Origin of the sequence: Collinsella sp. 4_8_47FAA (assembly GCF_000763055.1) — a bacterium.
Classification (GTDB): domain Bacteria; phylum Actinomycetota; class Coriobacteriia; order Coriobacteriales; family Coriobacteriaceae; genus Collinsella.
The window spans coordinates 106127-128216 of sequence record NZ_KN214135.1; the positions used below are offsets into that span (position 1 = coordinate 106127).

Consider the following 22090-nt stretch of genomic DNA (forward strand, 5'->3'; position numbering starts at 1 on the left):
ACCGAGGTGTCGACGCGCGACCATCGCGCGAGCATGCCCTCGGGGTAGTAGGTGCCGTGCCTGAGCTTGGGTATCTCGAGCTCCACGTCGCCCACGGCGGTCTTGAGCGACCTGGGGCGGTAGCCGTTGCGGCTGTTCTCCCTGCCGTCGCTGCGCTCGTTGCGGCCCGCGCCGCACATCTGCTGGGCCTCGGAGTCCATCAGCGCGTTCATCACGCCGCCCAGCACCCTGCACGCGAACTCGCGCGCGTCGCCGCACTCCTGCCAAAGCCTCGCCGCCTCGAGGGCCTCGTCGCGGCCGAGGCGCAGTACACTCTCTTCTTGGGGCATCGCCTTTCCTTCCATTCGTCACCTTCATTACTCCAACGACGAATTCTAGGCGGTGTCCCCTCCCTTTCAAGAAAGGGAAGAGGCGGGGTATGCCCCGCCTCTTACACCACATCTCTGCGCGCTACCCGCTCCGCCGCCTCGATCACGTGTTTGGCGAGAATCGCGGTGGTCACAGCCCCCACGCCGCCCGGCACCGGAGTAATTGCGCCAACGATCGGTTCCGTAGCATCAAAATCGACATCGCCGACCAGCTTGCCAGCGGCCTCGTCCCAATTAATGCCAACATCGATGATCGTCTGGCCCCCACGAACCGCATCCGCGCCAATCGTGCGCGCGCGTCCAACGGCCGCAACCACAATATCAGCTACACGGCACTCGGCAGCCAAGTCGCGCGTATGCGTATGGCACGTCGTCACCGTGGCATTGCGAGCCATAAGCATGGCGGCAACGGGACGACCAATTACCAGCGACCGACCAACAACCGCGACCTTGGCCCCATCCAGTTCAACGCCGTAATGGTCCAGCAACGCCAACACGGCCTCGGCCGTGCAAGGAGCAAAGCCCTCGCCACGACCCGAAAGCGTGGTGAGCAGCGAGGCCGGTGTCATGGAGTCAACATCCTTGGCGGGATCGAGTGCCGCGGCAACTGTATCCTCGTCAAGGCCGGCGGGCAACGGACGAAACATCAGGCAGCCGTGAACAGCGGGGTCAGCATTGATGTCCTTAATAGCCGCCAGCAGCTCGTCCTGCGAAACATCGGCGGAAAGCAAGACGCGGCGAGCCTCAATGCCAACCTTTTCGCAGCGCTTGAGGGCGCCGCGCTCGTAGGACAGGTCGTCCTCGCGCTCGCCCACGCGAACGATGGCCAGCGTCGGCACAACGCCGCGCTCGCACAAAGCCGTGCAGCGAGCGGCGAGCTCCTCGGTCAAAGCACGGGCAACGGGAGCACCCTTGAGCAGCTCGGCCATGGCTATCCCCTCTTCCTTGCGGCGTCAGCAGCACGGCGCGCCAGTGCATCGGCGCGCGGCAGCCACGTATCCAGCAGCTCATCGCACGCCGCCTCGAGCTCCTCGGCGCGCGCCCGGTCTTTCATAGATGTGGTGTTGGCAAAGAGCGTCAGGCTTGCGCCCTGCATGGCGGCGCGGCAGAACACGGCGCCGCACGCCACGTCGGACAGCAGTTGGCGCGAGCCTTTGTCGGCCATGTCCTCGAGCAGCGCCAGCGCGCGCCCACAGGCGTCCATGATCCGATACGGCGGCATGGCCGCCACGCGCAACGCGTCCTGAATCGCCGCGGGTCGAGCCGGATCCTCGCGCGGAATACCATACGACGCGGACACCTGGCCGTATGCACGAACATCCTCGGCAACCAGACCCACTAGTTCCTGCGCCAACTCGTCTGCCTGGGCAAATGCACGCGTCAGATCGTCCGCCCGATCGCTAAGCGCGGGATTGGTTGCCCCGTAGCGAGCGACCATCCCGCAAAGCGAGGCGCCCAGCGCGCCCACAAAGGCGCTCGCGCTACCGCCGCCGGGAACCGGCTCGCGCGCGGCCAGCGCCTCGGCAAACCCACGGCAGGTCTTGTCCATCATCTCTTGGCTCATACGTATGCACCTTCAAGTCATATAGATCGGTCGGGCGGCAACCGCCGACCAACCGCATCAAACACGTAATGATGCTAAGTCTAGCCCATAAGCACATGAGCGTCAGCACACCTGGCCATCGCGGATTTCTATGACGAACGATAGGCGTCGGCGCCGCAAACATGGGACACATGGCCCATCTTTCGAGACTCCCGAATGGCACAAACTGGGGCATATCTATAAGTAAGGAACCCGTTGGGGCACGGCCGCGCAACGGCCACAAGCGATGAACGGAGGCATAAGCCGCACAGTGCACAGAGACATCCGCCGCCAGTGCAATCAGTACCCCAACAGCATGCGGCGCCGTGATGTCACCGGCAGACAAGGAGGACGCCACCATGAAGAAAAAGACCCTATCGATCCTTTCCCTTTGCATCGCCCTCTTTGCCGCATTTGCCCTTGTCGGCTGCGGCGGGAGCGCATCGGGCGGGGGCGGCAGCGCCGCTAAGAGCGAGAGCAAAGAAAAGGCCCCCGTTGCCAAGAAGACTGACTTTATCTGGTTTAAGGTCGAGATGCCCGAGGGCGTTGGCGTAAGCGACTCCGCTGGCAAGAATGCCGACAGGGTCCAGCTCACTTTCCCCGAAGACGAGAACGGTTCGGTCGATCGCTTTATCCCCGTTTGGAAAAAGGCGCTGACAGCAGAGGAATCCCACGCCGACCAGGCAGAAAAGAAAGGCGATACGTTCCAGTGGAAGGATGGCGGGTCCGTCGAGTATAACGGCAGGACGTGGCTCATCGGAACGTACGAGGACAACAGCGGCGTCTCAACCCTCCTCTTTACCGACGTTGAACCGGGAAGTGTCTACGTCCTTATCTCGAACTTCGATCTGCATAAGAAAGAAGCCGAGGCACTCCTCAACTCCATCGAGTTTCCCGATGACATGACGGAAGCGGTTTCCGAGGCACGCGAAGTCGAGATTTCGAGCATCGAGATCAAGTAGCAAGGGTTCGCGCACGCCCGCACGAACGCCCCATTAAATGAACGGGCACCCAACCCCGGGGAGAGCCGGCAGCACCGGCCCTCCCCTCTTTTGCGCCCGGACATATTGCCACTTGTCGGCGCAAATCCGGCACCCAGAATGGGACACATGGCCCACCCGAACGAGCCGCCCACGCGTACAGTAAAGGCAGGTAATCCATGGGCGGTTACAGATCGAGGAGGACACGACCATGAAAAAGAAGGCCTTTGCGATTCTCACCCTCTGCATCAGTCTCTTTGCCGCGGTTGCCCTGGTGGGCTGCGGTGGCAGCGGCGGCGCTACCGGAAGTGGCGGCGGCGGAGCAGAAAAGCCCGCCGTGGATATGAGGACCGACTTCATTTGGTTTAAGGTCGAGGTTCCCGAGGGCGTCGAGATCACCGACGTTGCCGGCGACACCGCCGACAGGGCCCAGTTTAAGTTCACCGAGAGCGAGCACGCCAGCGATCGCTTCATCCCTGTCTTCGACTCTGACAAGAACGCCGACGAGCTGTTCGACTACGAGGCAAAGTGGAAGGCCAACTCCGGATGGACCGAGAGCGATCCCGTTAAGTACAACGGCAAGACCTGGCGCAGCGCCTACTTTACGCACTCGGGCGGCGTGACGACCGAGTACTTCACCGACGTTGACGGTGGCAGCGTGTATGTGCGCATCGACAACGTCGAGGAGCACAAGGACGCCGTCGAGACCATGATGAAGTCTCTGGAGTTTGCCGATGATATCGCCAAGGCCAAGACCGAGGCCATGGACGTTAAGCTCGAAGATATCGAGATCAAGCGCTAAAGCTCCAACGGCATGCAGCGGCGCCGTTTTAGCTCAACCGGGATGCAAGGTGCGACTCCTTGCATCCCGGTTTTTTGTGTTCGAAAGCGCCCGGTCACATCACCATATTGAGCACGTTGACGAATTCCTGGGCCTGGGAGCGGCTGCTCAGGCTAAAGACACAGGCAGTCAACAGCCTGTTGCGCAGAAAAACATTGCGGCCCTTGATCCTGTTAACGCCCGTGATGTCCTTAAGGTAGACAATCTCGGTATGCTTGCCACCAAAAGTGCCTTTCTTGAGTACCTCGATACGGTTGGGGTAGATCTTGACGTCTTTAAAGCTGCCCGAACCTTTGTCCTGGAACAGCAAGGTGCTGTTGTCCATGCGTGTCACTCCCATGGGGCTCGTTAAAACTGTCTTAAGGTCACATTTTAGCCACCGCAAACCCTTTTCGCGGTCGCGCACGGAGCACCAAATCGTGTCCACACGAGCAAATAAACTAATACCGCAAGGAATATAAGCCGTTATCCAAGGATGGCGAAGTAAAACAAGGGATTAGCAATGGCTAAGATTTAAGTCTAAAAAAACCCTTAGGAAGTGCTAATATATAGTTATTGAAAGAGGCTGAGATGCAGAGACGCGAACTGATCCGTATCCTCGAAGAAGCCGGCTTCATCTCGAAAGGAGGCACTAATCACGAGAAGTTCGTCAAAGGAGATAAACTCGTGCTCGTGAAACGCCACCGAGAGATTGAGGATCAAATTGCCAAAAGAATCCTAAGGCAGGCAGGACTTCGATAGCTCATCCTCATCACATTTCGCATCGCTTTTTAAAGGAGGTCTTATATGGTTTACGTATGGGAATTCGAGTTCTTTGATTCGGACGGCGTCGTCGACGCTGTGCCATGTGGCTCGCTGGGCGGAGGAGGAACGTTTGGCTCCGATCTAAACGACGCTGTCGAAAGCGCCGCCGATTTTCTCGCATGTATGGTCGACGATCACCTTATGGGCGGCGTCGATCTTCCCGCGCCGGACTTTGGACACCAGCCACAACACGGCGGCAAGATTATCGCCGTGGCCGTCAGCCGCGAGCTCGGCGACATCCCCGCCGTCACCGCAGCGGATGCCGCACGCATGCTCGGTGTTAGCTCAGCACGGGTATCGCAACTGATAAATGCAGGAATGTTGGATTCATGGAAGGACGGCACCAAGCGCATGGTGTCCAAAGCTTCCATCGAGGCACGACTCGCCGACGCACCAAAGGCAGGGCGCCCAAAAGAGGTCCCTATTGCTGTATAAAGCAATAGCGTTGCGGGTTTTTTCATTTGTCAGATTAGCTGACAAGCTCTCCCAATTCGGAACTCACTGCGTTCCGAATTGGGCTGGACACATTGCCGCAGGTAGCTGCGCATCCTCAATCCAAAGTACGAGAGGTGTTTCCCATGGCAGACAGACCGAAACCAACACTGCGCGACTGCGTCTACGGGCTTGCCGTCGGCGACGCTCTGGGCGTTCCTTACGAGTTCAGGCCCCGCGGCACGTTCGAATGTACCGACATGATCGGCTACGGCACGCATGGGCAGCCCGCCGGCACCTGGAGCGACGACACATCTATGACGCTTGCTACCTGAGACTCGATTAGGGAGCTCGGGCATATCGACACCGCAGACATGCGCGACAAGTTCGTAAGCTGGATTGCCCGTGGCGAGTATACGATCGACGGCGTTTTCGATTACGGCGGCACGACTGCTCGCGCCCTGCACACCGGCAAAGGTGGCTCCGGCGAACGCGACAACGGCAACGGCTCGCTCATGCGCATCGCGCCCCTGGCGTTCACCGATGCGACAGACGAAGAGATCAGCGGGGTCTCTGCGATAACGCACGCCCACAGAACGTCAACCGATGCATGCGTCATATTTGTCGAGCTGATGAGGGATGTGATGAACGGCGCGCTCCCCTCGTGGGCGCTGCAGCTGAAAAGCGCGCCCGAGCACGAAATCAGGTCCAGCGGCTTCGTGCGCGACACGCTTAAGGCCGCCAGCTGGTGCTTTATCAACACCAACAGCTACGAAGATTGCGTGCTTGCCGCCGTCAACTTGGGCGACGATACCGACACCACCGCAGCCGCCGCAGGCGCCCTCGCCGGCACGGCATACGGTCTCAAAGCCATCCCACGAGAGTGGATCGACACTCTGCGCGGCAAGGAGCTGATTGAGCAGTGCCTGTTTTAGGGAGCAACTACAGCCCAGGCGGCATCAGCCAACATGGGGGCATGAGAGGACCGAACAAATGACGATTGCAGAATGCACCGACATGGGGCCGTTTGCCACAGAACGGGGCACCGTTGGCCCATACACCGTCCTGGTCTTTGAAGCCCCGTTGCCGTTAAAGAAATGGCGCGCCATCGTGGTAGACGGAATACGCTACGAAACAATACCGGTCATGGACGCCGGCAACGATATCCTCGCTATAGCCGGCGAGCACGATCTGGCAGGCAAAAACGCGACGTTCGTCTGATGCAGGCCCATTGGCTGCCACAGAAAAGGGCCGGTTGCAGCCGGCCCTTTATGACGATACCGCCTGCGTTGCCCGCGCTTCCGAAGTGTGACTAGCTGAGGAGCGGGTTCCGCGGCACAACATGATTTTACCCAGCAAGGCGGCTCTTTTGCAGCCGCCCCACCGTTTATTTACATCTGCCGCCACGAGCAGATGTCGCACGGACGAGAGCAGAGAAGCGATGCCGGCGCGGCCAACAGAGCAGACAACCCGCACGACCAGAGAAATGACAAAAGCGTTCGCTGCTTCGATTCCTTATCCGAATCCAGGCGCTTGTCCTAGCGTCGTCCAACCATACCCGCCATCTCCAATCCACATAAAAAGCCATCCCGAAGGACGGCTTGCGCGTCGGTAGGATTTGCACCTACGTCTCCTCAATCAAGGGCACTCCTCGTACTGTGCTACTTTCCGCGCTTTTATTATCCAATTTGTCTACGACCTTATCAACCACAGCCAACTCATCCGGCGCCAGCCTTGCCGCACCCTTCATTGAGTCGTCCTCATTGTAGTCGCAGCCGTGGCGCACATGAAAACGATGGCAGGCACCAAGCCGGTGTGCCCGTTGGCTGGCGAGCGATAAATGATTGACAGGGTCTATCTGACTGTGAAAAATATAGACAAGGCAAGTAGTAGCACAGCCTGGAGTGCCCTTGATGGAGGAGACCCCGGTTCAAATCCGGGCGCTTGCCGACAGCCGTCCCCCGGGACGGCTTTTTATTGCCGATTTGAGGCAATCACAAGCCCTTAACAAAGCCCCCTCTTGGCATCGAATTGGACGCTTTTGAGTCCACTAAATAGGACGAGCCGACGTCGACGCATCGGGCACCTTCCCGGCATCGCTGACAATCGATGCAAAAACGGAACGTCGTGCCCCAGTTATAGCTGGGACGACGACTTTATCGCGCTCAAGGCGTTTGTCAGGCTCTTCAGCGCTGGCTTAACCAGCCCGGAATCCGCTGATCAGCTAAGGCGTTATTTCATAAAATCGGATAAATTATTCAATGAGATACTTGGAAAGTCGAGAAGGGGCTAACGTGTACATCTACCTCAACAAGGACGACAGCGCAAAGCTGGATCGCCTTATGCGTGAGTACGAACGGGTCTTTCACGAGAGGTGCTACGCCTACTGCATGAGTGACCCCATTGCCGAGATAGAGAAGTGTCTGAAGACCGGCAAGCCGTCAAAAATCAAGCCTGAACCTGAGGCACTCTATTAGAGCAGTTTAAGACCTCGCCTCGGCTGGGCTTTTCCGCCACAGCTTTAATCACGGACAGCATCTGCGCGGCGCTCAGCACGGGGCAGTCCGCACTCCTGCGAGCTGCCCCGTTCCTCTAGCTATCGGATCGCAGCGCCGACCGGCACTACTCCCCTACTTCCCAAAGATCGCGGCGAACAAGCCTTTTCGTTTGGGCTTTTCCTCTCGGTAGGAACCCTCGGCCACCGCTGCCACCTCACGCGGTTGCTCGCCGCCTCCACGGCGCACGATCTGATACAGGAACAGCGATTTAACGTATTTGACCTCGATGGGCGTGGCATGCACGGTACTTTCGTTCGATAGATGCAGGCTCGGGTTGAGCGGCGCCACCACATGCGTCTCACGCTTGTCGCTAAACACCACCGCGGCCGCGCGGCCCGTCTGACCGTTTACGGCAATGCGCACCTGCTCGCCATCGCGGCTGTCCGTCGCTGGGCGATCGACAAAGTAGACCGGTACCATCACCAGGCCGTCCTTATGCTTGCGGGCCTTGCGCGCCCAGGCGCGGATGCTCTTTTTATTGAGCCCCAGCACCGCCTCGGCATCGTTGCCGGCAATGTCGAGCGCCAGCTTATCAATGACCACCTGGTCCTTGGTAGACGCATCGACGGAGACAACGCGGAAGTCGCCTTCCTGCATGGCCGGGTCAAACGGCCCAACCTTGGCAAAGTCCCACGGCTCCAAAATGCCCATAAGGCGAACGTCCAGGTAGTTTGCCCGCGGATACGCCCAGTCGAGCACCTCGTAGTACACCAGGGTCTCCTTGCTCAGCCCCTTGCCCGGGAAGGACGCCATCATGCGCAAATCCGCGAGCGCCATGGGGAAGTAGAAGAGCATCATGTCATTTTGAATCGCGTCTTCCACGTCGTGCCCGGCAAAGGCATCGGGATACTGGCGCACCAGCTGCAGCGCGTTGGCACGTGCCTGCTGCGGCGTTATCTCGCAAGGAATACCCTGCTCAGGCACGTACTCGGCACCAACGCCCATGGTCAGACGCTTGCTAAAGGTACCGGGCTTGAGTAGGTCGGCAACGCCGATCTTATTACCGCAGGACGGGCACTCAAACACGCGCTGGGTCGATGACCCCTCAAAGGACGCACCGCAGAAGGGGCAGGGAATGCTCACGTGCGCTGCCTCTTGAAACTCCTGCGCCGTGCCGCGGTCCTCCCACAGCAGATGCTCCAGAACCGACTGGTTGCGCCAGTGTGAATTAAAGAAATACCAGTCGGGGTCCACCGGACGCTCGAGCTGCGACACATGGGTGAGCTTAAGCAGTCCATCGACAACCGTCAGCGGCGTATGGCGAATGCCCAGGGCGCTCTTGGGCTCCCCCGCATCGGCCTGCCACGGGATGACCGTGCCGCAATAGGCGCACTCAAAGCTGCGTTTAGCCTGGTGTGAGTACATAGGACCGCCGCAGTTTTGGCATTTAATGGCAAACATCTCGTCCATAGAAACGTCCTCCTTTGCACAGGGGCTGTCAACATTAAGTATGTCGGGCAGGCAGGCACATGCCCATACCCATGTGGCCCAAAATGGAGCACCCGGTCGGACAAGAAGGGCCGCTCGTTAGCTCGAGCAGACCATTGCTGCATTTTCTAAGCATCGGCGCACGGTGCGCTCATGCGAGCTACACTATCCCCTTAAACAAGGATGCGAGGAGATACGCCATGCTATTTGTAAATCGGCTGGTACATACGCTTGTTCCCGGCGACAAGGGCGAGCCGTTCGATACAACTTGTCGCACCAACGCGGGCTTTGCCGCAAGCCTCATCTGCATTGGCCTCAACATTACCCTGTGCCTAGCCAAGGGCATCGCGGGTCTGCTCGCCGGCTCTGTCTCGCTTATCGCCGACGCCTTCAACAACCTCTCCGACGCCTCGAGCAACATCGTGAGCCTGCTCGGGTTCCGCCTTGCCAGCCGCCCGGCCGACGAAGGTCACCCCTATGGCCACGGCCGCTACGAATACCTCGCCGGTCTGTTTGTCGCCGTCCTCGTTTGTGCCGTCGGCATCAACCTGGTGCTCGAGTCCATTACCAAGATCATCAAGCCCTCCCCCACCGCTTACACGCTCGTTTCCCTTGCGGCACTGGCTACATCCATGCTCGTTAAGCTCTGGATGGCCGCATTCAACCGCACGTTGGGCGATCGCATCGACTCGGAGACGCTCATCGCCACGGCGCAGGACTCCAAAAACGATGTCATCGCCTCGGGTTCGGTCTTGGCGGCGGCGCTTATTTCGCAGACGACAGGCTTTGATCTCGACGGCTGGGCAGGTCTGGGCGTGGGCATCTTCATTTGCATCAGCGGCATGGGCCTGGTGCGCGACGCCATCAGCCCGCTGCTGGGACAAGCGCCCGACCCCAAGCTCGTCCAGGAAATCCGCGACAGGATTATGTCGTACCCCCAGGTCCTGGGCACGCACGACCTTATGGTGCACGACTACGGCCCCGGCCGTCAGTTTGCCAGTGCACACGTGGAAATGCCCGGCGAGGGCGATGCCTTTGAGCACCACGAGATTCTGGACACCATCGAACACGACATCAAACGTCAGATGGGCATCGCCATCACGCTGCACTGCGACCCCATTGCAACAACCGGTGACGATCTACGCGGCTGGGTCAAGCGCGGCGTAGCGCAGATCGACCCCGCGCTTTCCATCCACGACTTGCACGAACACGATGACCTTGTGTCATTTGACCTGGTGCGTCCCGACGACTTTCACATCTCCGACGACGAGCTGTTGGAACGCGTGACGCATATCGTGCACGAGCGCAGGCCCGATGCATCATGCGTCGTCACGTTTGACTCCGGCTTTAGCTCGCCCGAGCGTCCGGCCGAACAGTTGTAGCCCCACTCAGCCGCTAGTTTTCCTGTGCGCCCGAAATACCGTTTTGCAGCGCGTCCCAGGCATTGGTAGCCATATCGCCCAGATTCTGAGCAGTATCGCCGAGGTTTTGCGCCGTATCGCCCAGCTCTTGCGCCTTGTCTCCCAACTCCTGTGCCTTGTTGCTCAGGTCCTCCAGCGTGTTGGAGCTCGAATCGTCGGTGCCGCTTTGGCCGTCGGACGAGTTGCCCGAGCCGTTCTTGTGCGTGAGTTGAATTTCGAGGTTACCGTTGTCGTTATAGTAGGCAGAAGTAACAACCCAGTTGGCATCGACGACGGGCGTCGAGCCGTCGTCAGTCAGAATCACAGCATTCGAAAGATCAGCCCCGCGTGACTTGAGGAGCTTTTTGGCATTAGACCAGTACTGCCCCGGGATATCGCCCAGATCGACGGTGCTAGACGGGGCAGACTCGGTTTGCTCGGCAGTGGTATCGGCCGTTGAACTCCCTCGCTTGTTGAGCATGCCCGAAACGATGGCAAACACAACCGACAGCGCAAAAAAGATCGCCAGCACAATGAGGATCTTCTTGATAACGCTCGACGAACGCGACGGAGCCTCTTCCTCGTCCTCACCATACTGCGGAATCGACTTGGGATACTCGCGATAGGGCTGGCGCGCATACGGATCGCGCGATTCATAACGAGGCTGGGCCTGCGCCGTGCGCGGCATATACGTCGTCTGCTGAGGCTGCGGAATGGGATTTTGCGGCAGGTTGTTATAGGCATCTGCCACCGCATTGCCATACGGGTCCTGCGGTGCATAATCAAACGGATCCCGTGGTGTATCGCCATAGCCCATAACCCGTGTGGGTTCGGCAGACGCCTGCGTCGCATCGGGAGCAGCATTGCCGGGGTTCGACACGATGCGGGTCGCATCGGCGCTGCCGCCAGCCTGTGCGGAGCCATATCCGCCCATCACGGTCGTCTTGTCCTGGTCCATGCAACGTTTCCTTTCCGTCGCCTGTAAGCATCAAGTTATCCATGCATTCTACCCGCGCAAAAGCCTATGATGGGCAAAGGCCGTCGGTATCTACAAGACATGCGCGGCCGACGGTTACAAGCGAATCGAGAAACGTCATGGCAAAAAGCAAGCTCATCAAAGACACAACGCGCGCCGAACGTGAAGAAATCATCAAGCTGGCACTCGCGGGCTGCGGCAACGGCAGCTGCGATAACTGCGGCAGCTGCAGCTTGGGGGCAGGCGACCCGTACGGTACCTACCAGCCCTACATTGACGGCGAGATGGAAATCGCCGATATCAACATGATGGTCGCCGAGCGCAACGCCAAACTCTTCGGCCTTCAGCGCGGATAGAAAACAAAAGCCCCGCCGGGCCATGGGGCACGGCGGGGCAATCAAGCGGCTATGCGCGGCAGGCTTAGAACAGACCGGTGATGTTGCCGTCGTTGTCGACGTCGATGTTCTCGGCCGCGGGAACCTTGGGCAGGCCCGGCATGGTCAGAACGCTGCCGGTCAGCGCGACCACAAAGTGGGCACCGGCGGAAACCTTGAGCTCGCGCACGGTGATGCGGAAGCCCTCGGGAGCGCCCAGCGCCTTAGCGTTGTCGCTAAAGCTGTACTGCGTCTTGGCCACGCATACCGGCAGGTTGCCAAAGCCGTTCTCGCGCAGCTCGGCGAGCTGGCGCTTGGCAGCCGGCGTAAAGTCGACGCCGTCGGCGCGGTAGACCTTGGTGGCAACAGCCTCGAGGGCGTCGGCCACATCGGCACCGTCCTCGTAGGCAAACTTGAGCTCGCTCGGCTGCTCGATCAAGCGCATGACCTCATCGGCCAGGTCGAGCGCGCCCTCGCCGCCCTTGGCCCAGACCTCGGAAAGCTTAACGTTGACACCCAGCTTCTGGCACTCTGACTCGATGAGGGTGAGCTCGGCCTCGGTGTCCGTCGGGAAGCGGTTGATGGCGACCACGCAGGGCAGACCGTAGACGTTCTGGATATTGTCGACGTGGCGCAGCAGGTTGGGCATACCGGCCTTAAGGGCCTCGAGGTTTTCCTCGTTAAGATCGGCCTTGGCAACACCGCCGTTGTACTTAAGGGCGCGAGCGGTCGCGACGACCACGACGGCGTTGGGACGAACGCCCGTCATGCGGCACTTGATGTCGAGGAATTTCTCGGCACCCAAGTCGGCACCGAAACCGGCCTCGGTAATGGCGACATCGCCAAAACGCATAGCCATACGCGTGGCCATGATGGAGTTGCAGCCGTGGGCGATATTGGCGAAGGGACCGCCGTGGACAAACGCGGGTGTACCCTCGAGCGTCTGCACCAGATTGGGCTTGAGCGCATCCTTGAGCAGTGCGGCCATAGCTCCCTGGGCCTTAAGGTCGCGTGCACGGACGGGCTCGCCGGCATAGCTGTAGCCGACAACGATCTCGCCCAAGCGCTCCTTAAGATCGTTGATGCTCGTGGACAGGCACAGGATCGCCATGACCTCGGAGGCAACGGTGATATCGAAGCCGTCCTCGCGCGGCACGCCCTGGGCCTTGCCGCCGATGCCGTCAATCACATGGCGCAGCTGGCGGTCGTTCATATCGACGACGCGCTTCCAGGTGATGCGCTTAACATCGATACCGAGCTGGTTGCCCTGCTGAATATGGTTGTCGAGCATGGCAGCCAGCAGGTTGTTGGCGGCACCGATAGCATGGAAGTCACCGGTAAAGTGCAGGTTGATGTCCTCCATGGGGATGACCTGGGCCCAGCCGCCACCGGCGGCACCGCCCTTGACACCAAAGACAGGGCCGAGCGAAGGCTCACGCAGGGCCACAGCGCTCTTGACGCCGCGACGGCGCAGGCCATCGGCCAGGCCGATGGTCGTGGTGGTCTTGCCCTCGCCGGCGGGCGTGGGATTGATAGCGGTCACGAGGACAAGCTTGGCCTGGTGATCAGTTGGCTCGTTGAGCAGAGAGTAGTCGACCTTAGCCTTGTCGAAGCCGTACGGAATCAGGTGCTTTACGTCGACGCCGGCGTTCTTGGCAACCTCGGTAATGGGCAGCGGCGTGACGGAACGTGCGATTTCGATGTCAGTAGGCATGGGCGGTCCTTTCGTTACCGGATGAGAAAAAGACCAATTCAGCATAGCACGGGCGCGCAATAGTAAAGTACCCGCAACCGACAAACGGCGATATGTTTATCCAATGCTCAGCGATAGCCTACAAACCCGTCCTAAACGGTCGGCTCAATTCCTAAGTGTTCAAAGGTGCGAAGCGTTGCCTGGCGGCCCTGGGGCGTGCGAATCATCAAACCGCACTGCAGCAGATAGGGCTCGTAGACATCCTCGAGCGTTCCCGGGTCCTCGCCAACCGCGCTGGCAAGCGTCGTCAGGCCCACGGCACGGCCGGAGAACGTCTTGGCAAGCGTCTCCAAGATGCGAATATCCATCCAGTCCAGGCCGAGCTCGTCAATCTCGAAGAACTCGAGCGCCTGACGGCAGATATCGAGCTCGATAGGACCGTTGCCGCGCACCTGCGCATAGTCGCGCACGCGTTTGAGCAGACGGTTAGCCAAGCGCGGCGTGCCACGCGAGCGCGAGCCGATCTCGAGCGCGCTGGGATGGTCGATTGTCACGCCCAAAATGGTCGCCGAGCGCGTCACAATCTGGGCGAGTTCCTCGACGGTGTAGTAATCCAGACGATACGAGATGCCAAAGCGATCGCGCAGTGGACCCGTGAGCATGCCCGAACGGGTCGTGGCCGCCACCAGCGTAAACTTGGGAATATCCAGGCGAATCGAGCGCGCCGCCGGGCCCTTACCGATCACGATATCGAGCGCAAAGTCCTCCATCGCGGGATACAGAACTTCCTCGACCGAACGGTTCAGACGGTGGATCTCGTCGATAAACAGCACATCACCCGGCTGCAAGTTAGTAAGGATGGCCGCCAGGTCGCCCGTGCGCGCGATGGCGGGGCCACTCGTGGTCTTAATCTGAGCGCCCAGCTCGTTGGCGATAACGGTGGCCAGCGTGGTCTTGCCCAGGCCCGGAGGACCCGAGAAAATCACGTGGTCGAGCGTCTCGCCACGGTTCTGCGCCGCTTCGATCAACACGCGCAGGCTCTGCTTGATGTGCTCCTGGCCGCAGTAGTCGTCCAGGCGCTGGGGGCGCAAAGTGCGGTCGACATCGAGGTCCTCGGCCGTCAGCTCCGAGCCCACCATGCGCTCGCCGTGCGCCATGGATGCCGCCGGCGAGTTACCGGGCGTCGCCCACAGGTCCTGAGAGTCATCGGCTTCCCACATCACGCATCCATTCCGAGTCGCTTAAGCGCCGCGCCGAGCAGATCCTCGACACGCATATTCTGCCCATCATACCCGCTCAGGGCAACATCGGTCTCCTGCGGGCTAAAGCCCATGGAAAGGAGCGCCGCACGGGCATCATCGATGGCCGAGGGAGCAGCAGCGGGCACGGGCATCGCAACCTGGCCGGGAATCACGTCGACCGGCACAAAGCCCTTATCCTTGGCAAAGGTGCTCTTGAGTTCCAGGATCAGGCGCTGAGCTGTCTTTTTGCCCACACCGGGAACCTTGGCCATACCCTTGTCGTCCTCGGCCATTACCAGGGAATACAGCTGTCCCACGGTATAGGTAGAGAGCACGGCGAGCGCCAGGCGCGGGCCAACGCCCGACACGGACACGAGCCGATCGAACATCGTGCGCTCGTCCTTGGAGGCAAAACCAAAGAGCGTCATGGCATCCTCGCGCACCTGCATACGGGTATAGAGGCGCACCTCGCCGCCGGGTGCAGGCAGCGTGGCGGCAGTGCTGCCCGAGATGCCGAGCTCAAAGCCCACGCCCGATACATCGACAACGGCCGAGCTCATCGTGGCCTCGATAAGCGTTCCATGGAGCTGGGAGATCATCAGTATCCGGTTCCTCTCTGTTGATAGAACTCGCCACCGGTAAGCGCCCGGGTGCGGCTGAGGTTAACGTGACAGATGGCGCAGGCCAGAGCATCGGCGGCATGGTCGGGATGCGGGTCGTGATCGAGCTGCGTGAGCGTACGAACCATATACGCGACCTGCCGTTTGTCCGCGGCGCCGGTGCCCACAACGGCCTGCTTAATCTGCATAGGCGTGTACTCGCCAATCTCGAGCGCGCACTCCGAAAGAGCCACGAGTGCAGCACCGCGGGCATGCGCCGTGGGGATGGCCGAGCGAACGTTGGCGCCAAAGTAAATGCTCTCGATAGCAGCGGTATCTGGTCGATAACGCTCCACAACACCCTTGAGGTCGCGGGCGATATGCGACAGGCGCACCGCGAGCGGACTGCCCGCGCTGGTCTCGATACAACCGTAGGCACGGCAGCGAACCTCGCCGCGCCGCTCCTCGATAATCCCCCAACCCGTATGGGCCAAACCGGGGTCGATACCCAAAATGACCAAGCCAACCTCCCCTCGCCACAAGCACGGCGCAAGGCAAGGCCCCGCGCATCATTCACGAACGTCTGTTCTAGAATAACACAACAGGGCCGAGGTGCTTAGTTGAAGTATCGGGGTTGGGAGCGAATCCCATCCCATAGTTAGTTTTGGCTAAAGAATGGGAACTGCCTCGGATCAACCGGCGGTTGCGGCATCGGCGTGCCCTGGGGCCCACCTTGCGGGCCGCCCTGACCGCCCATCATCTTATCGATGGCGTCCTGAACCTCGCCCTCGAACTTTTTCATTCCCTCGTGCAAACGACGCTGACCGTCCTCGGAGCGCAGCTCCTCCATTTGCTCGGGCGAAATACCCAGCAGCTCGCCCAGCACGCCCATCATCTCGTTTCGCACGCGCTCGCTCGTATCCTCGTCAGCAAAACGGCGCACCTCGGCGCGCGCCAGCGAATCGACCGTCATGCGCTCCTTGCCGCTGAGTCCCAGATCGGACCACGCAAGCATGTAGGGCCAGGAGCGCTCAACAAACGAACGTGCCGAGACGATCGGAGCCGTCGGCAGCATGCGGCGAGCAGCCTCGCCCTGGCGCACGAGCATCAGCAGCAGCGAGCAGGCCTCAGTCTTGCCAGCGGCCATCGGGATGTCGTCGAAAGATCGATTGCGGTCCACGTGCGCCTCGAGCGCGCCATCGACCTCACCCGGCTCAAGCCCGCCGAGCAGCTGTGCCGCGCGGTCGAGCATATCGACCGGACCGTCGAGCGTCGAGAGCGCTTGCGCCAGCACGCGCTCCATACAATCTTCCACCGCGTTGAGCGTCACGAGCTCTTGGGGCACCACGGCAGACGTGCGGTTGCGCACGCGCGCCACAAACTCAAGCGTCGACAGGTACACATCGCCAAAGGGCGCGTAATCGCCCTGGTAGCCGCCGCAAAGCGCCGGCGCCGCCAGCGCGTACTCGGTTTTGGACAGCGGGCTCAGCGCCATCGCACCCAGCTCGAGCGCCGTGTCCTCCAGCATGAGGCCCAACGTGCGCGAGCGCAGACGCTCGGCATCGCCCGCCGACACGTCGCGATCGAGCACACGCGTCGCATCCGGTGCATCGCGCTCGACAGTGCGAATGTGTAAACGCTCGGCGATGGCGCGGACGGCGGCACAGCGGGCAGCCTCGGCCTCTTCCTGCGCCGGAGTAAAGATACGGTTGCGCCCCAGCACCAGGCCAATCACATTGCGCGGGCCCAGAGCGTCGACGGCCAGCGCCGCCAGCAAAGACGACGGCAAGTCGCCCTCGAGCGCCACCACGGCGCGCGACGCACCGCGGGCGCGGGCGTTATCGCGAACGGCAAGCACCAGCGCCTGCCACAGCCATTCCTCGGAGCGAAACTCGGGCAGCTCGTGGTCTTCCAGGGCATCGAGCATCACACCGCGCTGGATCTCCTGAACCAGTAGGCTCTCCTCAAAACACGGCGCTTGGGCCACCACGCGGCCGCAGTCGTCGAGCACAAACGAACCGCCGGTATACACCGACTCGTCATAGGCACCGACCGGCGCTATGCAGGCAAACCACACGCTGCGCTTGGATGCGATCTTGCGGTAGGCGCCGCTGCGAACGGCGGCAATGGCAGCAGTCTCGCGGTCGGTCATGTCAAACGCGTTGAATTGGAAATACGCAATGAGGTCAACACCGGTCGGCAACATCTCGAGTTCGCGGTCCAAGTCAAAAATCACGGCGATGCGCACGCCGTCCACGTCGAACACCGGCGGCGCCCAACGCGTGTCGCTGTTCTCGCCACGCTGCAGGGCAATGCTCGAACGCGCCGGCACCACATGACCGTCCTTGAGCATCATGTAGTCGAGCAGCGGCTGGCCCTCAAACGAAACCGCCGCGGGCACGATGCAGATCATGTCAAGCTCCTGGATACGCTCGGCGACACCAGTCAAGCCGGCAAGCATGTCGTGCTCAAAGTCGGCAGCGCCCACCAGGCCACCGGGCATGGCGCCCATAAAGAGCGGAGCCGGAACGCACAGCACGCGCGCCCCGCGCTCGTGGGCCAGACGAGCCTGGTCCTCGATGCGGCCGCAAATGCCCTCAATATCACCCAGGCGCATATCGATCTGTGCAAGCGCGAGCTTCATGGCTCAGCCCTTTCCGTCGTAAACCATCGAAATCGTAGTAAAAGCGCCGGCCGCATAATGCAGTCGGCGCTTGCATGTGCATATGCTAGCTATGATACCCCGAGCGGGGGCGCGCTCCTAGAATGTCGCGGACCACAGCCCGTGCAGGTTGCAGTAGGCATAGACGGTACCGGTCTTGGAGCCGCCCGCGAAAAACGTCGCGGGTTTCATGCCGGGCTCAAGGTAATGGACCTCTAAGCGGCCCTCGGCCTCAAGGGCGATCCACTCAATGTAGTGCTCGGGCAGGCTGGGGTGCTCGACCGAGCCAACGCGTGCGCGAATCACGTGACCGTCACGCTCGGTCTCGACAACAGGCACGTGCTTCTCGTGCGCCGCGTCCTCAGTGTTTGCAGTCAGCTCCGTGCAACCGGCAGGGGTCGCAACGCCGTCGCCAAGGGCAGCGATGAGCTTGCCGTCGGGGTCCTTAAAGAATTTCGCCATGATGTTCTCCTTTGCTGATGTGCCAATGTTCTCGATGGTTCTTATGCCCAAAGGCAGACAAACCATCCACGGCATTGCAAATGAACACATAACGGATCAGGCAAGCGGTCGGGCCAAAATGCGTCGACCGTCCTGCCCACTCCAGCAGTCCCACCCCGCGCGCGGCTAGCGCCCGTCGCCGCCCAGCAGCGCCAGAACATCTTCGCGGGTAAACAACGCCGACGAGATGCCGTCGCCGCCGAGCACGCTGTTGACCAGGTCGCGCTTGGACTCCTGCATCTGCATAATGCGCTCCTCGATCGTGTCCTTGGCGATGAGCTTGTACACGGTCACGGTATGCTGCTGACCAATACGATGCGCGCGGTCGGTCGCCTGGTCCTGCGCGGCCACGTTCCACCACGGGTCGTAGTGAATGACCACATCGGCCGCCGTCAGGTTAAGGCCCACGCCGCCCGCCTTGAGCGAAATCAAAAAGACCGGAACCTCGCCCGCTTGGAACTGCGCGACCATCTTGGCGCGGCTCTCCTTAGACGAAGCGCCCGTGAGCTTAAGGAAGGCGATGTCCTCCTTGGCCAAGCGCTTACCGATAATATCGAGCATACCCGTAAACTGGCTGAACAATAGGATGCGATGTCCGCCGTCGAGTGCGCCGTGCACGAGCTCCATGCACGTATCGAGCTTGGCGCTCCCCGCCTTGTAATCCTCGTAGTGTAGACGCGGGTCGCAGCAGATCTGGCGCAGCTTGGTGAGCTCGGCGAGCACCTTGAGCTTGTCTTTCTTAAACTCGGATGACTCGCGGTGCTGCACCTGTTGGGCGATACGGTCCTGGTTGGCCAGGTAGAGCTTGCGCTGCTCGCCGGTGAGCTGCGCCATGACCGTATCCTCGATCTTCTCGGGCAGGTCGGCCACCACGTCTTCCTTGACACGGCGCAGCACAAACGGCGACACGAGCGCTTGCAGGCGAGCGGCACTGTCGCCCTCGGCATGCTCGACCGGGCTTTCGAAGCGCTTGGCAAACGACTCGCGCGTGCCAAGTAGGCCCGGCATCAAAAAGTCGAAGATGCTCCAGAGCTCGGATAGGCGGTTTTCGATGGGCGTGCCCGTCAGGGCAAAGCGCACGCCGGCCGGCAGGCGCTTGGTGGCACGCGCCACCTGGGTGAGCGGGTTTTTAATGTACTGGGCCTCATCGAGTACCACGCGGGCAAAGTCCTGCTCGACGTACTCGTCGATATCGCGCCGCATAAGGTCATACGACGTCACGACCACGTTATGCTCGGCCACGCCGGCGATTTGCACGCGACGCTGGGCCTTGGCGCCCACGATGGCGCACACATCGAGCGACGGGGCGAAGCGCTCCAGCTCGGCAGTCCAGTTGTACACGAGCGACGCAGGGCACACCACAAGCGTGGGCTTAATGTCCCCCGCTTCCACGCGCGCCAGGATATGCGCGATCATCTGCAGCGTTTTGCCCAGGCCCATGTCGTCGGCCAAGATGCCGCCAAGGCCCAGGTGTTCGAGCGAGCCGAGCCACTGGTATCCGTCGACCTGGTAGCCGCGCATCGTTGCCTTGAGCGATGCCGGCACCGTAAAGTCCATCTTGCCGAGCGTGTCCAGACGCTCGACGGTACGGCGGAACGCAGCGTCGCGATCGGCCTCGAGCGCGGGCGTGCGCGCGAGCATGCTATCGACGAACAGGGTGCTCGACGCGGGAAGCGACACGCCGTCGAGCAGGTCAACAGCATCGACCCCCAGATCCTCGGCAAGGCCAAACGCGGCTCGGGCACCCTCGTCCAAACGAATGATGTCGCCGGACGTAAGGCGCGCAAACGTCTGGTGACGCTTGTAGGAGTCGAGGTAGATGGCAAGGTCTGACGCCGAAAGGCCGCTCGCGCCCAGTTCGACGTCGAGCAGATTGCTCTTGACGGTCGCACGAACCGAGAGCTTGGGCGCGGGTCGCACCGAAATCTGGCGCAGACGGTCGCTGAGCATGACCTCACCCAGCTCGGACAGGGCGGACAGGCCCTCGGTCAGCAGGCAGAACAAGCTCTCGTCATCGCGCTCCTCAAACGCCAGACCGCCCTCGTAGAAATCGAAGTACAGGGCCGCCGTGTCCATAACACGAAACTCTGCCACCTCGTCGCGGGGCGGCACGCCGGGGCGTTGCTCTTCGAAGGGGCTGCCCGGAGCGCCCAGGCTAAAGAGATCTGCCGACCAGTCGCCGTAGGCAACCGTAATTTTGCAGGTCACAAGCCCATCGTCGACGCCGATCGCCATAGCAAAGCTCGGCTCGGGCGCCACGGTATCGAGCGCGGCGGGCGCGGTAAGGTCGGTATAGTCGCGCAAAATGGGCAGCGCCATACGACAGAACTCCCCCACCTGGTCGACAGCGATATGGATCGGCGTGCGACAGGGCAGTAAGCGCGATAGGAACGGCGCCGCATGCTGGGCAAACGCTACATCGGCGCGGCGCGCACGGCGGGTGTCGACCAGATAGGCAACGTCGCCCGAAGCAAAGCAGTATGCATCGGCCGGCAGGCGTAGATCGTAGCTGCCACCAGCCGCCGGCGCGATTTTGGCGGCAAGGAGCGGCGGGCGCTTAGCCGGGACTTCGCCCTCCCCCTGCGGCGACGGCTCGACCGCCACCTCGTAGGAGCGATGCGTCGTCGTCCCCCGCGACCAAGCAGGCTCAAAGGACATGGTCCTGCCGCGCAGCAGGTCCAGCACGGACACGATGGAATACTCGGATACCGGCAACTGACGCTCGGCAACAAAGCCGCTGCGTGCAAAATCGTACGACGCCGAACGCGAACTTGTGATGTCGCTCAGATACACAACCGTTGCCACAACAAGGTCGAGTAGGCGCACCGAAACCTCGTCGAAGGCCTCGGGCGCATGGAGGAATGTAAGCTTTTTGCCGTACGAGAACGTGCCGCCACGCACATAGGCATCGGCCATGCCGTCGATATCCTTAACCACGTAGGACACCGAACCGCAGCGAATGCGAAACTCGAGCGCCCAGTTAAAGCGATCGGCAAACAGCGGATTGTAGTACGGCACCAGCGAGGGCTCCAGCACCGCTTTGGGCGCATCGGGGTCAATGGTGCCGGCGAGCTTGCGACGCATGGCCGCGAGCTCGTCCATGCGCGCGTCCGAAAGATCGGAAAGCGCCGCCACAAGGCTCGGGCTCGTGGGGACGGGCGCAGGGAAGGGAAAGTTGGGGTTGACCGAAGATGCGCTAGGCGCGGGGCGTGCGGACTGTTTGGATTGTGCGGGCGGTGCCGTAAACGTGCGGACCGGCGTACGCAGGCCCTCGACAGGCTCGGCGCCACTGGCATCCAGATACGCCAACGCCGTGGCGATGGCGTGCTTGCACATGCCGGAATAGCGGAAGGCAGCGGGGCAATCGCAGTCGTAGTCAATAACCTCGTGCTCGTCCATATCGAGCGCCACGTGCGTCTTGTACAGGTCGCCGCGCGAGCCACGCACCGTGCCCTCGATGTTCACGTTTTTGGAGAAGCGCGAGCCGGAGTCCTCAAACGACAGCACGGCACCGTTGAGCATGAGCGAGCGCCCCTTCATAAAGGTGCTGCTAAGCGCCGCCTCCTTACGAAGCGCCTGCACAAACGTCCCCTGCGCCATCACTTCCTCCAATCTCACCCGGGGTAGCTAATTTGGGACGGGGCTATTTTA

At 61.1% G+C, this 22090-nt stretch carries 21 protein-coding genes and 1 pseudogene; 9 read left to right on the plus strand and 13 right to left on the minus strand.

All coding sequences use genetic code 11. The features are described from left to right. From HMPREF9463_RS03830 to HMPREF9463_RS03840, 3 genes are all read right to left on the minus strand, one after another. The coding region (locus HMPREF9463_RS03830) for a transposase (protein WP_198019937.1) at nucleotides 1-344 on the minus strand (344 nt) is incomplete at its 3' end. A gap of 86 nt (nucleotides 345-430) precedes the next feature. Next, entirely contained in the window at nucleotides 431-1297 is an 867-nt protein-coding gene (locus HMPREF9463_RS03835) for a bifunctional 5,10-methylenetetrahydrofolate dehydrogenase/5,10-methenyltetrahydrofolate cyclohydrolase (protein WP_035137335.1), read from the minus strand. Between the two features lie 2 nt (nucleotides 1298-1299). Beyond that, nucleotides 1300-1932, minus strand: coding sequence for a cyclodeaminase/cyclohydrolase family protein (locus tag HMPREF9463_RS03840; protein ID WP_035137336.1), 633 nt, complete (start codon nucleotides 1930-1932; stop codon nucleotides 1300-1302). A gap of 377 nt (nucleotides 1933-2309) precedes the next feature. Between HMPREF9463_RS03840 and HMPREF9463_RS03845 the strand changes: the two genes are divergently transcribed. Both HMPREF9463_RS03845 and HMPREF9463_RS03850 read left to right on the plus strand, forming a co-directional pair. Next, on the plus strand, nucleotides 2310-2912 hold the full coding sequence (locus HMPREF9463_RS03845; protein WP_035137338.1) for a hypothetical protein: 603 nt from the start codon (nucleotides 2310-2312) through the stop codon (nucleotides 2910-2912). A 229-nt stretch (nucleotides 2913-3141) separates the two neighbouring features. After that, on the plus strand, nucleotides 3142-3732 hold the full coding sequence (locus HMPREF9463_RS03850) for a hypothetical protein (protein WP_035137339.1): 591 nt from the start codon (nucleotides 3142-3144) through the stop codon (nucleotides 3730-3732). A gap of 94 nt (nucleotides 3733-3826) precedes the next feature. On the opposite strand, the gene HMPREF9463_RS03855 is transcribed toward HMPREF9463_RS03850, so the two are convergent. Continuing rightward, entirely contained in the window at nucleotides 3827-4096 is a 270-nt protein-coding gene (locus tag HMPREF9463_RS03855; protein WP_035137340.1) for a hypothetical protein, read from the minus strand. A 245-nt stretch (nucleotides 4097-4341) separates the two neighbouring features. Between HMPREF9463_RS03855 and HMPREF9463_RS11570 the strand changes: the two genes are divergently transcribed. The 5 genes and pseudogenes from HMPREF9463_RS11570 to HMPREF9463_RS03875 all read left to right on the plus strand — a co-directional run bounded on the left by HMPREF9463_RS11570 (nucleotide 4342) and on the right by HMPREF9463_RS03875 (nucleotide 7484). Further along, complete coding sequence (locus HMPREF9463_RS11570; protein ID WP_084591772.1) at nucleotides 4342-4512, plus strand: type II toxin-antitoxin system HicA family toxin; 171 nt, start codon at nucleotides 4342-4344, stop codon at nucleotides 4510-4512. 45 nt (nucleotides 4513-4557) lie between these two features. Beyond that, the gene (locus HMPREF9463_RS03860) at nucleotides 4558-5010 is read left to right on the plus strand and encodes a helix-turn-helix domain-containing protein (RefSeq protein ID WP_035137341.1); all 453 of its coding nucleotides are present in this window, start codon (nucleotides 4558-4560) and stop codon (nucleotides 5008-5010) included. 143 nt (nucleotides 5011-5153) lie between these two features. Beyond that, nucleotides 5154-5942, plus strand: a pseudogene (locus HMPREF9463_RS03865) (ADP-ribosylglycohydrolase family protein). Between the two features lie 58 nt (nucleotides 5943-6000). Further along, a complete protein-coding gene (locus HMPREF9463_RS03870; protein WP_035137342.1) occupies nucleotides 6001-6228 on the plus strand; it encodes a hypothetical protein in 228 nt (75 codons plus the stop codon). 1049 nt (nucleotides 6229-7277) lie between these two features. Further along, nucleotides 7278-7484, plus strand: a complete 207-nt coding sequence (locus tag HMPREF9463_RS03875) for a hypothetical protein (protein WP_148334161.1) — start codon at nucleotides 7278-7280, stop codon at nucleotides 7482-7484. Nucleotides 7485-7637: 153 nt separating this feature from the next. Here HMPREF9463_RS03875 and HMPREF9463_RS03880 read toward each other — a convergent pair whose 3' ends face one another. Next, nucleotides 7638-8975, minus strand: coding sequence for a TFIIB-type zinc ribbon-containing protein (locus tag HMPREF9463_RS03880; RefSeq protein WP_035137344.1), 1338 nt, complete (start codon nucleotides 8973-8975; stop codon nucleotides 7638-7640). 218 nt (nucleotides 8976-9193) lie between these two features. Between HMPREF9463_RS03880 and HMPREF9463_RS03885 the strand changes: the two genes are divergently transcribed. Continuing rightward, nucleotides 9194-10375, plus strand: coding sequence for a cation diffusion facilitator family transporter (locus HMPREF9463_RS03885; protein ID WP_035137345.1), 1182 nt, complete (start codon nucleotides 9194-9196; stop codon nucleotides 10373-10375). A gap of 13 nt (nucleotides 10376-10388) precedes the next feature. On the opposite strand, the gene HMPREF9463_RS03890 is transcribed toward HMPREF9463_RS03885, so the two are convergent. Then, on the minus strand, nucleotides 10389-11351 hold the full coding sequence (locus HMPREF9463_RS03890) for a hypothetical protein (protein WP_035137346.1): 963 nt from the start codon (nucleotides 11349-11351) through the stop codon (nucleotides 10389-10391). 137 nt (nucleotides 11352-11488) lie between these two features. Here HMPREF9463_RS03890 and HMPREF9463_RS03895 point away from each other — a divergent pair, with 137 nt between their 5' ends. Further along, complete coding sequence (locus tag HMPREF9463_RS03895; protein WP_035137347.1) at nucleotides 11489-11725, plus strand: hypothetical protein; 237 nt, start codon at nucleotides 11489-11491, stop codon at nucleotides 11723-11725. A gap of 64 nt (nucleotides 11726-11789) precedes the next feature. Here HMPREF9463_RS03895 and HMPREF9463_RS03900 read toward each other — a convergent pair whose 3' ends face one another. From HMPREF9463_RS03900 to HMPREF9463_RS03930, 7 genes are all read right to left on the minus strand, one after another. After that, complete coding sequence (locus HMPREF9463_RS03900; RefSeq protein ID WP_035137348.1) at nucleotides 11790-13457, minus strand: formate--tetrahydrofolate ligase; 1668 nt, start codon at nucleotides 13455-13457, stop codon at nucleotides 11790-11792. 131 nt (nucleotides 13458-13588) lie between these two features. Further along, complete coding sequence (gene ruvB, locus HMPREF9463_RS03905) at nucleotides 13589-14656, minus strand: Holliday junction branch migration DNA helicase RuvB (RefSeq protein WP_035137349.1); 1068 nt, start codon at nucleotides 14654-14656, stop codon at nucleotides 13589-13591. Then, entirely contained in the window at nucleotides 14656-15276 is a 621-nt protein-coding gene (gene ruvA / locus HMPREF9463_RS03910; RefSeq protein ID WP_035137350.1) for a Holliday junction branch migration protein RuvA, read from the minus strand. Before ruvA ends, ruvB begins: the two co-directional genes overlap by 1 nt. After that, complete coding sequence (gene ruvC / locus HMPREF9463_RS03915; RefSeq protein WP_035137351.1) at nucleotides 15276-15797, minus strand: crossover junction endodeoxyribonuclease RuvC; 522 nt, start codon at nucleotides 15795-15797, stop codon at nucleotides 15276-15278. Before ruvC ends, ruvA begins: the two co-directional genes overlap by 1 nt. 137 nt (nucleotides 15798-15934) lie before the next feature. Continuing rightward, nucleotides 15935-17920, minus strand: a complete 1986-nt coding sequence (locus HMPREF9463_RS03920; protein ID WP_052044065.1) for an NAD(+) synthetase — start codon at nucleotides 17918-17920, stop codon at nucleotides 15935-15937. Between the two features lie 117 nt (nucleotides 17921-18037). Then, on the minus strand, nucleotides 18038-18400 hold the full coding sequence (locus HMPREF9463_RS03925) for a desulfoferrodoxin family protein (RefSeq protein ID WP_035137352.1): 363 nt from the start codon (nucleotides 18398-18400) through the stop codon (nucleotides 18038-18040). Between the two features lie 165 nt (nucleotides 18401-18565). Next, nucleotides 18566-22039: a DEAD/DEAH box helicase gene (locus HMPREF9463_RS03930; protein ID WP_035137354.1), complete on the minus strand. Its 3474-nt coding sequence runs from the start codon at nucleotides 22037-22039 to the stop codon at nucleotides 18566-18568. Between the last annotated feature and the right edge of the window lie 51 nt (nucleotides 22040-22090).

Bases quoted from the DNA above. Each gene is read 5' to 3' on its own strand.
- HMPREF9463_RS03835 (WP_035137335.1), bottom strand. From the start codon at position 1,297: ATGGCCGAGCTGCTCAAGGGTGCTCCCGTTGCCCGTGCTTTGACCGAG.
- HMPREF9463_RS03855 (WP_035137340.1), bottom strand. From the start codon at position 4,096: ATGGACAACAGCACCTTGCTGTTCCAGGACAAAGGTTCGGGCAGCTTT.
- ruvB (WP_035137349.1), bottom strand. From the start codon at position 14,656: ATGTGGGAAGCCGATGACTCTCAGGACCTGTGGGCGACGCCCGGTAAC.
- HMPREF9463_RS11570 (WP_084591772.1), top strand. From the start codon at position 4,342: ATGCAGAGACGCGAACTGATCCGTATCCTCGAAGAAGCCGGCTTCATC.
- HMPREF9463_RS03850 (WP_035137339.1), top strand. From the start codon at position 3,142: ATGAAAAAGAAGGCCTTTGCGATTCTCACCCTCTGCATCAGTCTCTTT.
- HMPREF9463_RS03860 (WP_035137341.1), top strand. From the start codon at position 4,558: ATGGTTTACGTATGGGAATTCGAGTTCTTTGATTCGGACGGCGTCGTC.
- ruvA (WP_035137350.1), bottom strand. From the start codon at position 15,276: ATGATCTCCCAGCTCCATGGAACGCTTATCGAGGCCACGATGAGCTCG.
- HMPREF9463_RS03845 (WP_035137338.1), top strand. From the start codon at position 2,310: ATGAAGAAAAAGACCCTATCGATCCTTTCCCTTTGCATCGCCCTCTTT.
- HMPREF9463_RS03880 (WP_035137344.1), bottom strand. From the start codon at position 8,975: ATGGACGAGATGTTTGCCATTAAATGCCAAAACTGCGGCGGTCCTATG.
- HMPREF9463_RS03925 (WP_035137352.1), bottom strand. From the start codon at position 18,400: ATGGCGAAATTCTTTAAGGACCCCGACGGCAAGCTCATCGCTGCCCTT.
- HMPREF9463_RS03930 (WP_035137354.1), bottom strand. From the start codon at position 22,039: ATGGCGCAGGGGACGTTTGTGCAGGCGCTTCGTAAGGAGGCGGCGCTT.
- HMPREF9463_RS03840 (WP_035137336.1), bottom strand. From the start codon at position 1,932: ATGAGCCAAGAGATGATGGACAAGACCTGCCGTGGGTTTGCCGAGGCG.
- HMPREF9463_RS03900 (WP_035137348.1), bottom strand. From the start codon at position 13,457: ATGCCTACTGACATCGAAATCGCACGTTCCGTCACGCCGCTGCCCATT.
- HMPREF9463_RS03920 (WP_052044065.1), bottom strand. From the start codon at position 17,920: ATGAAGCTCGCGCTTGCACAGATCGATATGCGCCTGGGTGATATTGAG.
- HMPREF9463_RS03885 (WP_035137345.1), top strand. From the start codon at position 9,194: ATGCTATTTGTAAATCGGCTGGTACATACGCTTGTTCCCGGCGACAAG.
- HMPREF9463_RS03870 (WP_035137342.1), top strand. From the start codon at position 6,001: ATGACGATTGCAGAATGCACCGACATGGGGCCGTTTGCCACAGAACGG.
- HMPREF9463_RS03890 (WP_035137346.1), bottom strand. From the start codon at position 11,351: ATGGACCAGGACAAGACGACCGTGATGGGCGGATATGGCTCCGCACAG.
- HMPREF9463_RS03895 (WP_035137347.1), top strand. From the start codon at position 11,489: ATGGCAAAAAGCAAGCTCATCAAAGACACAACGCGCGCCGAACGTGAA.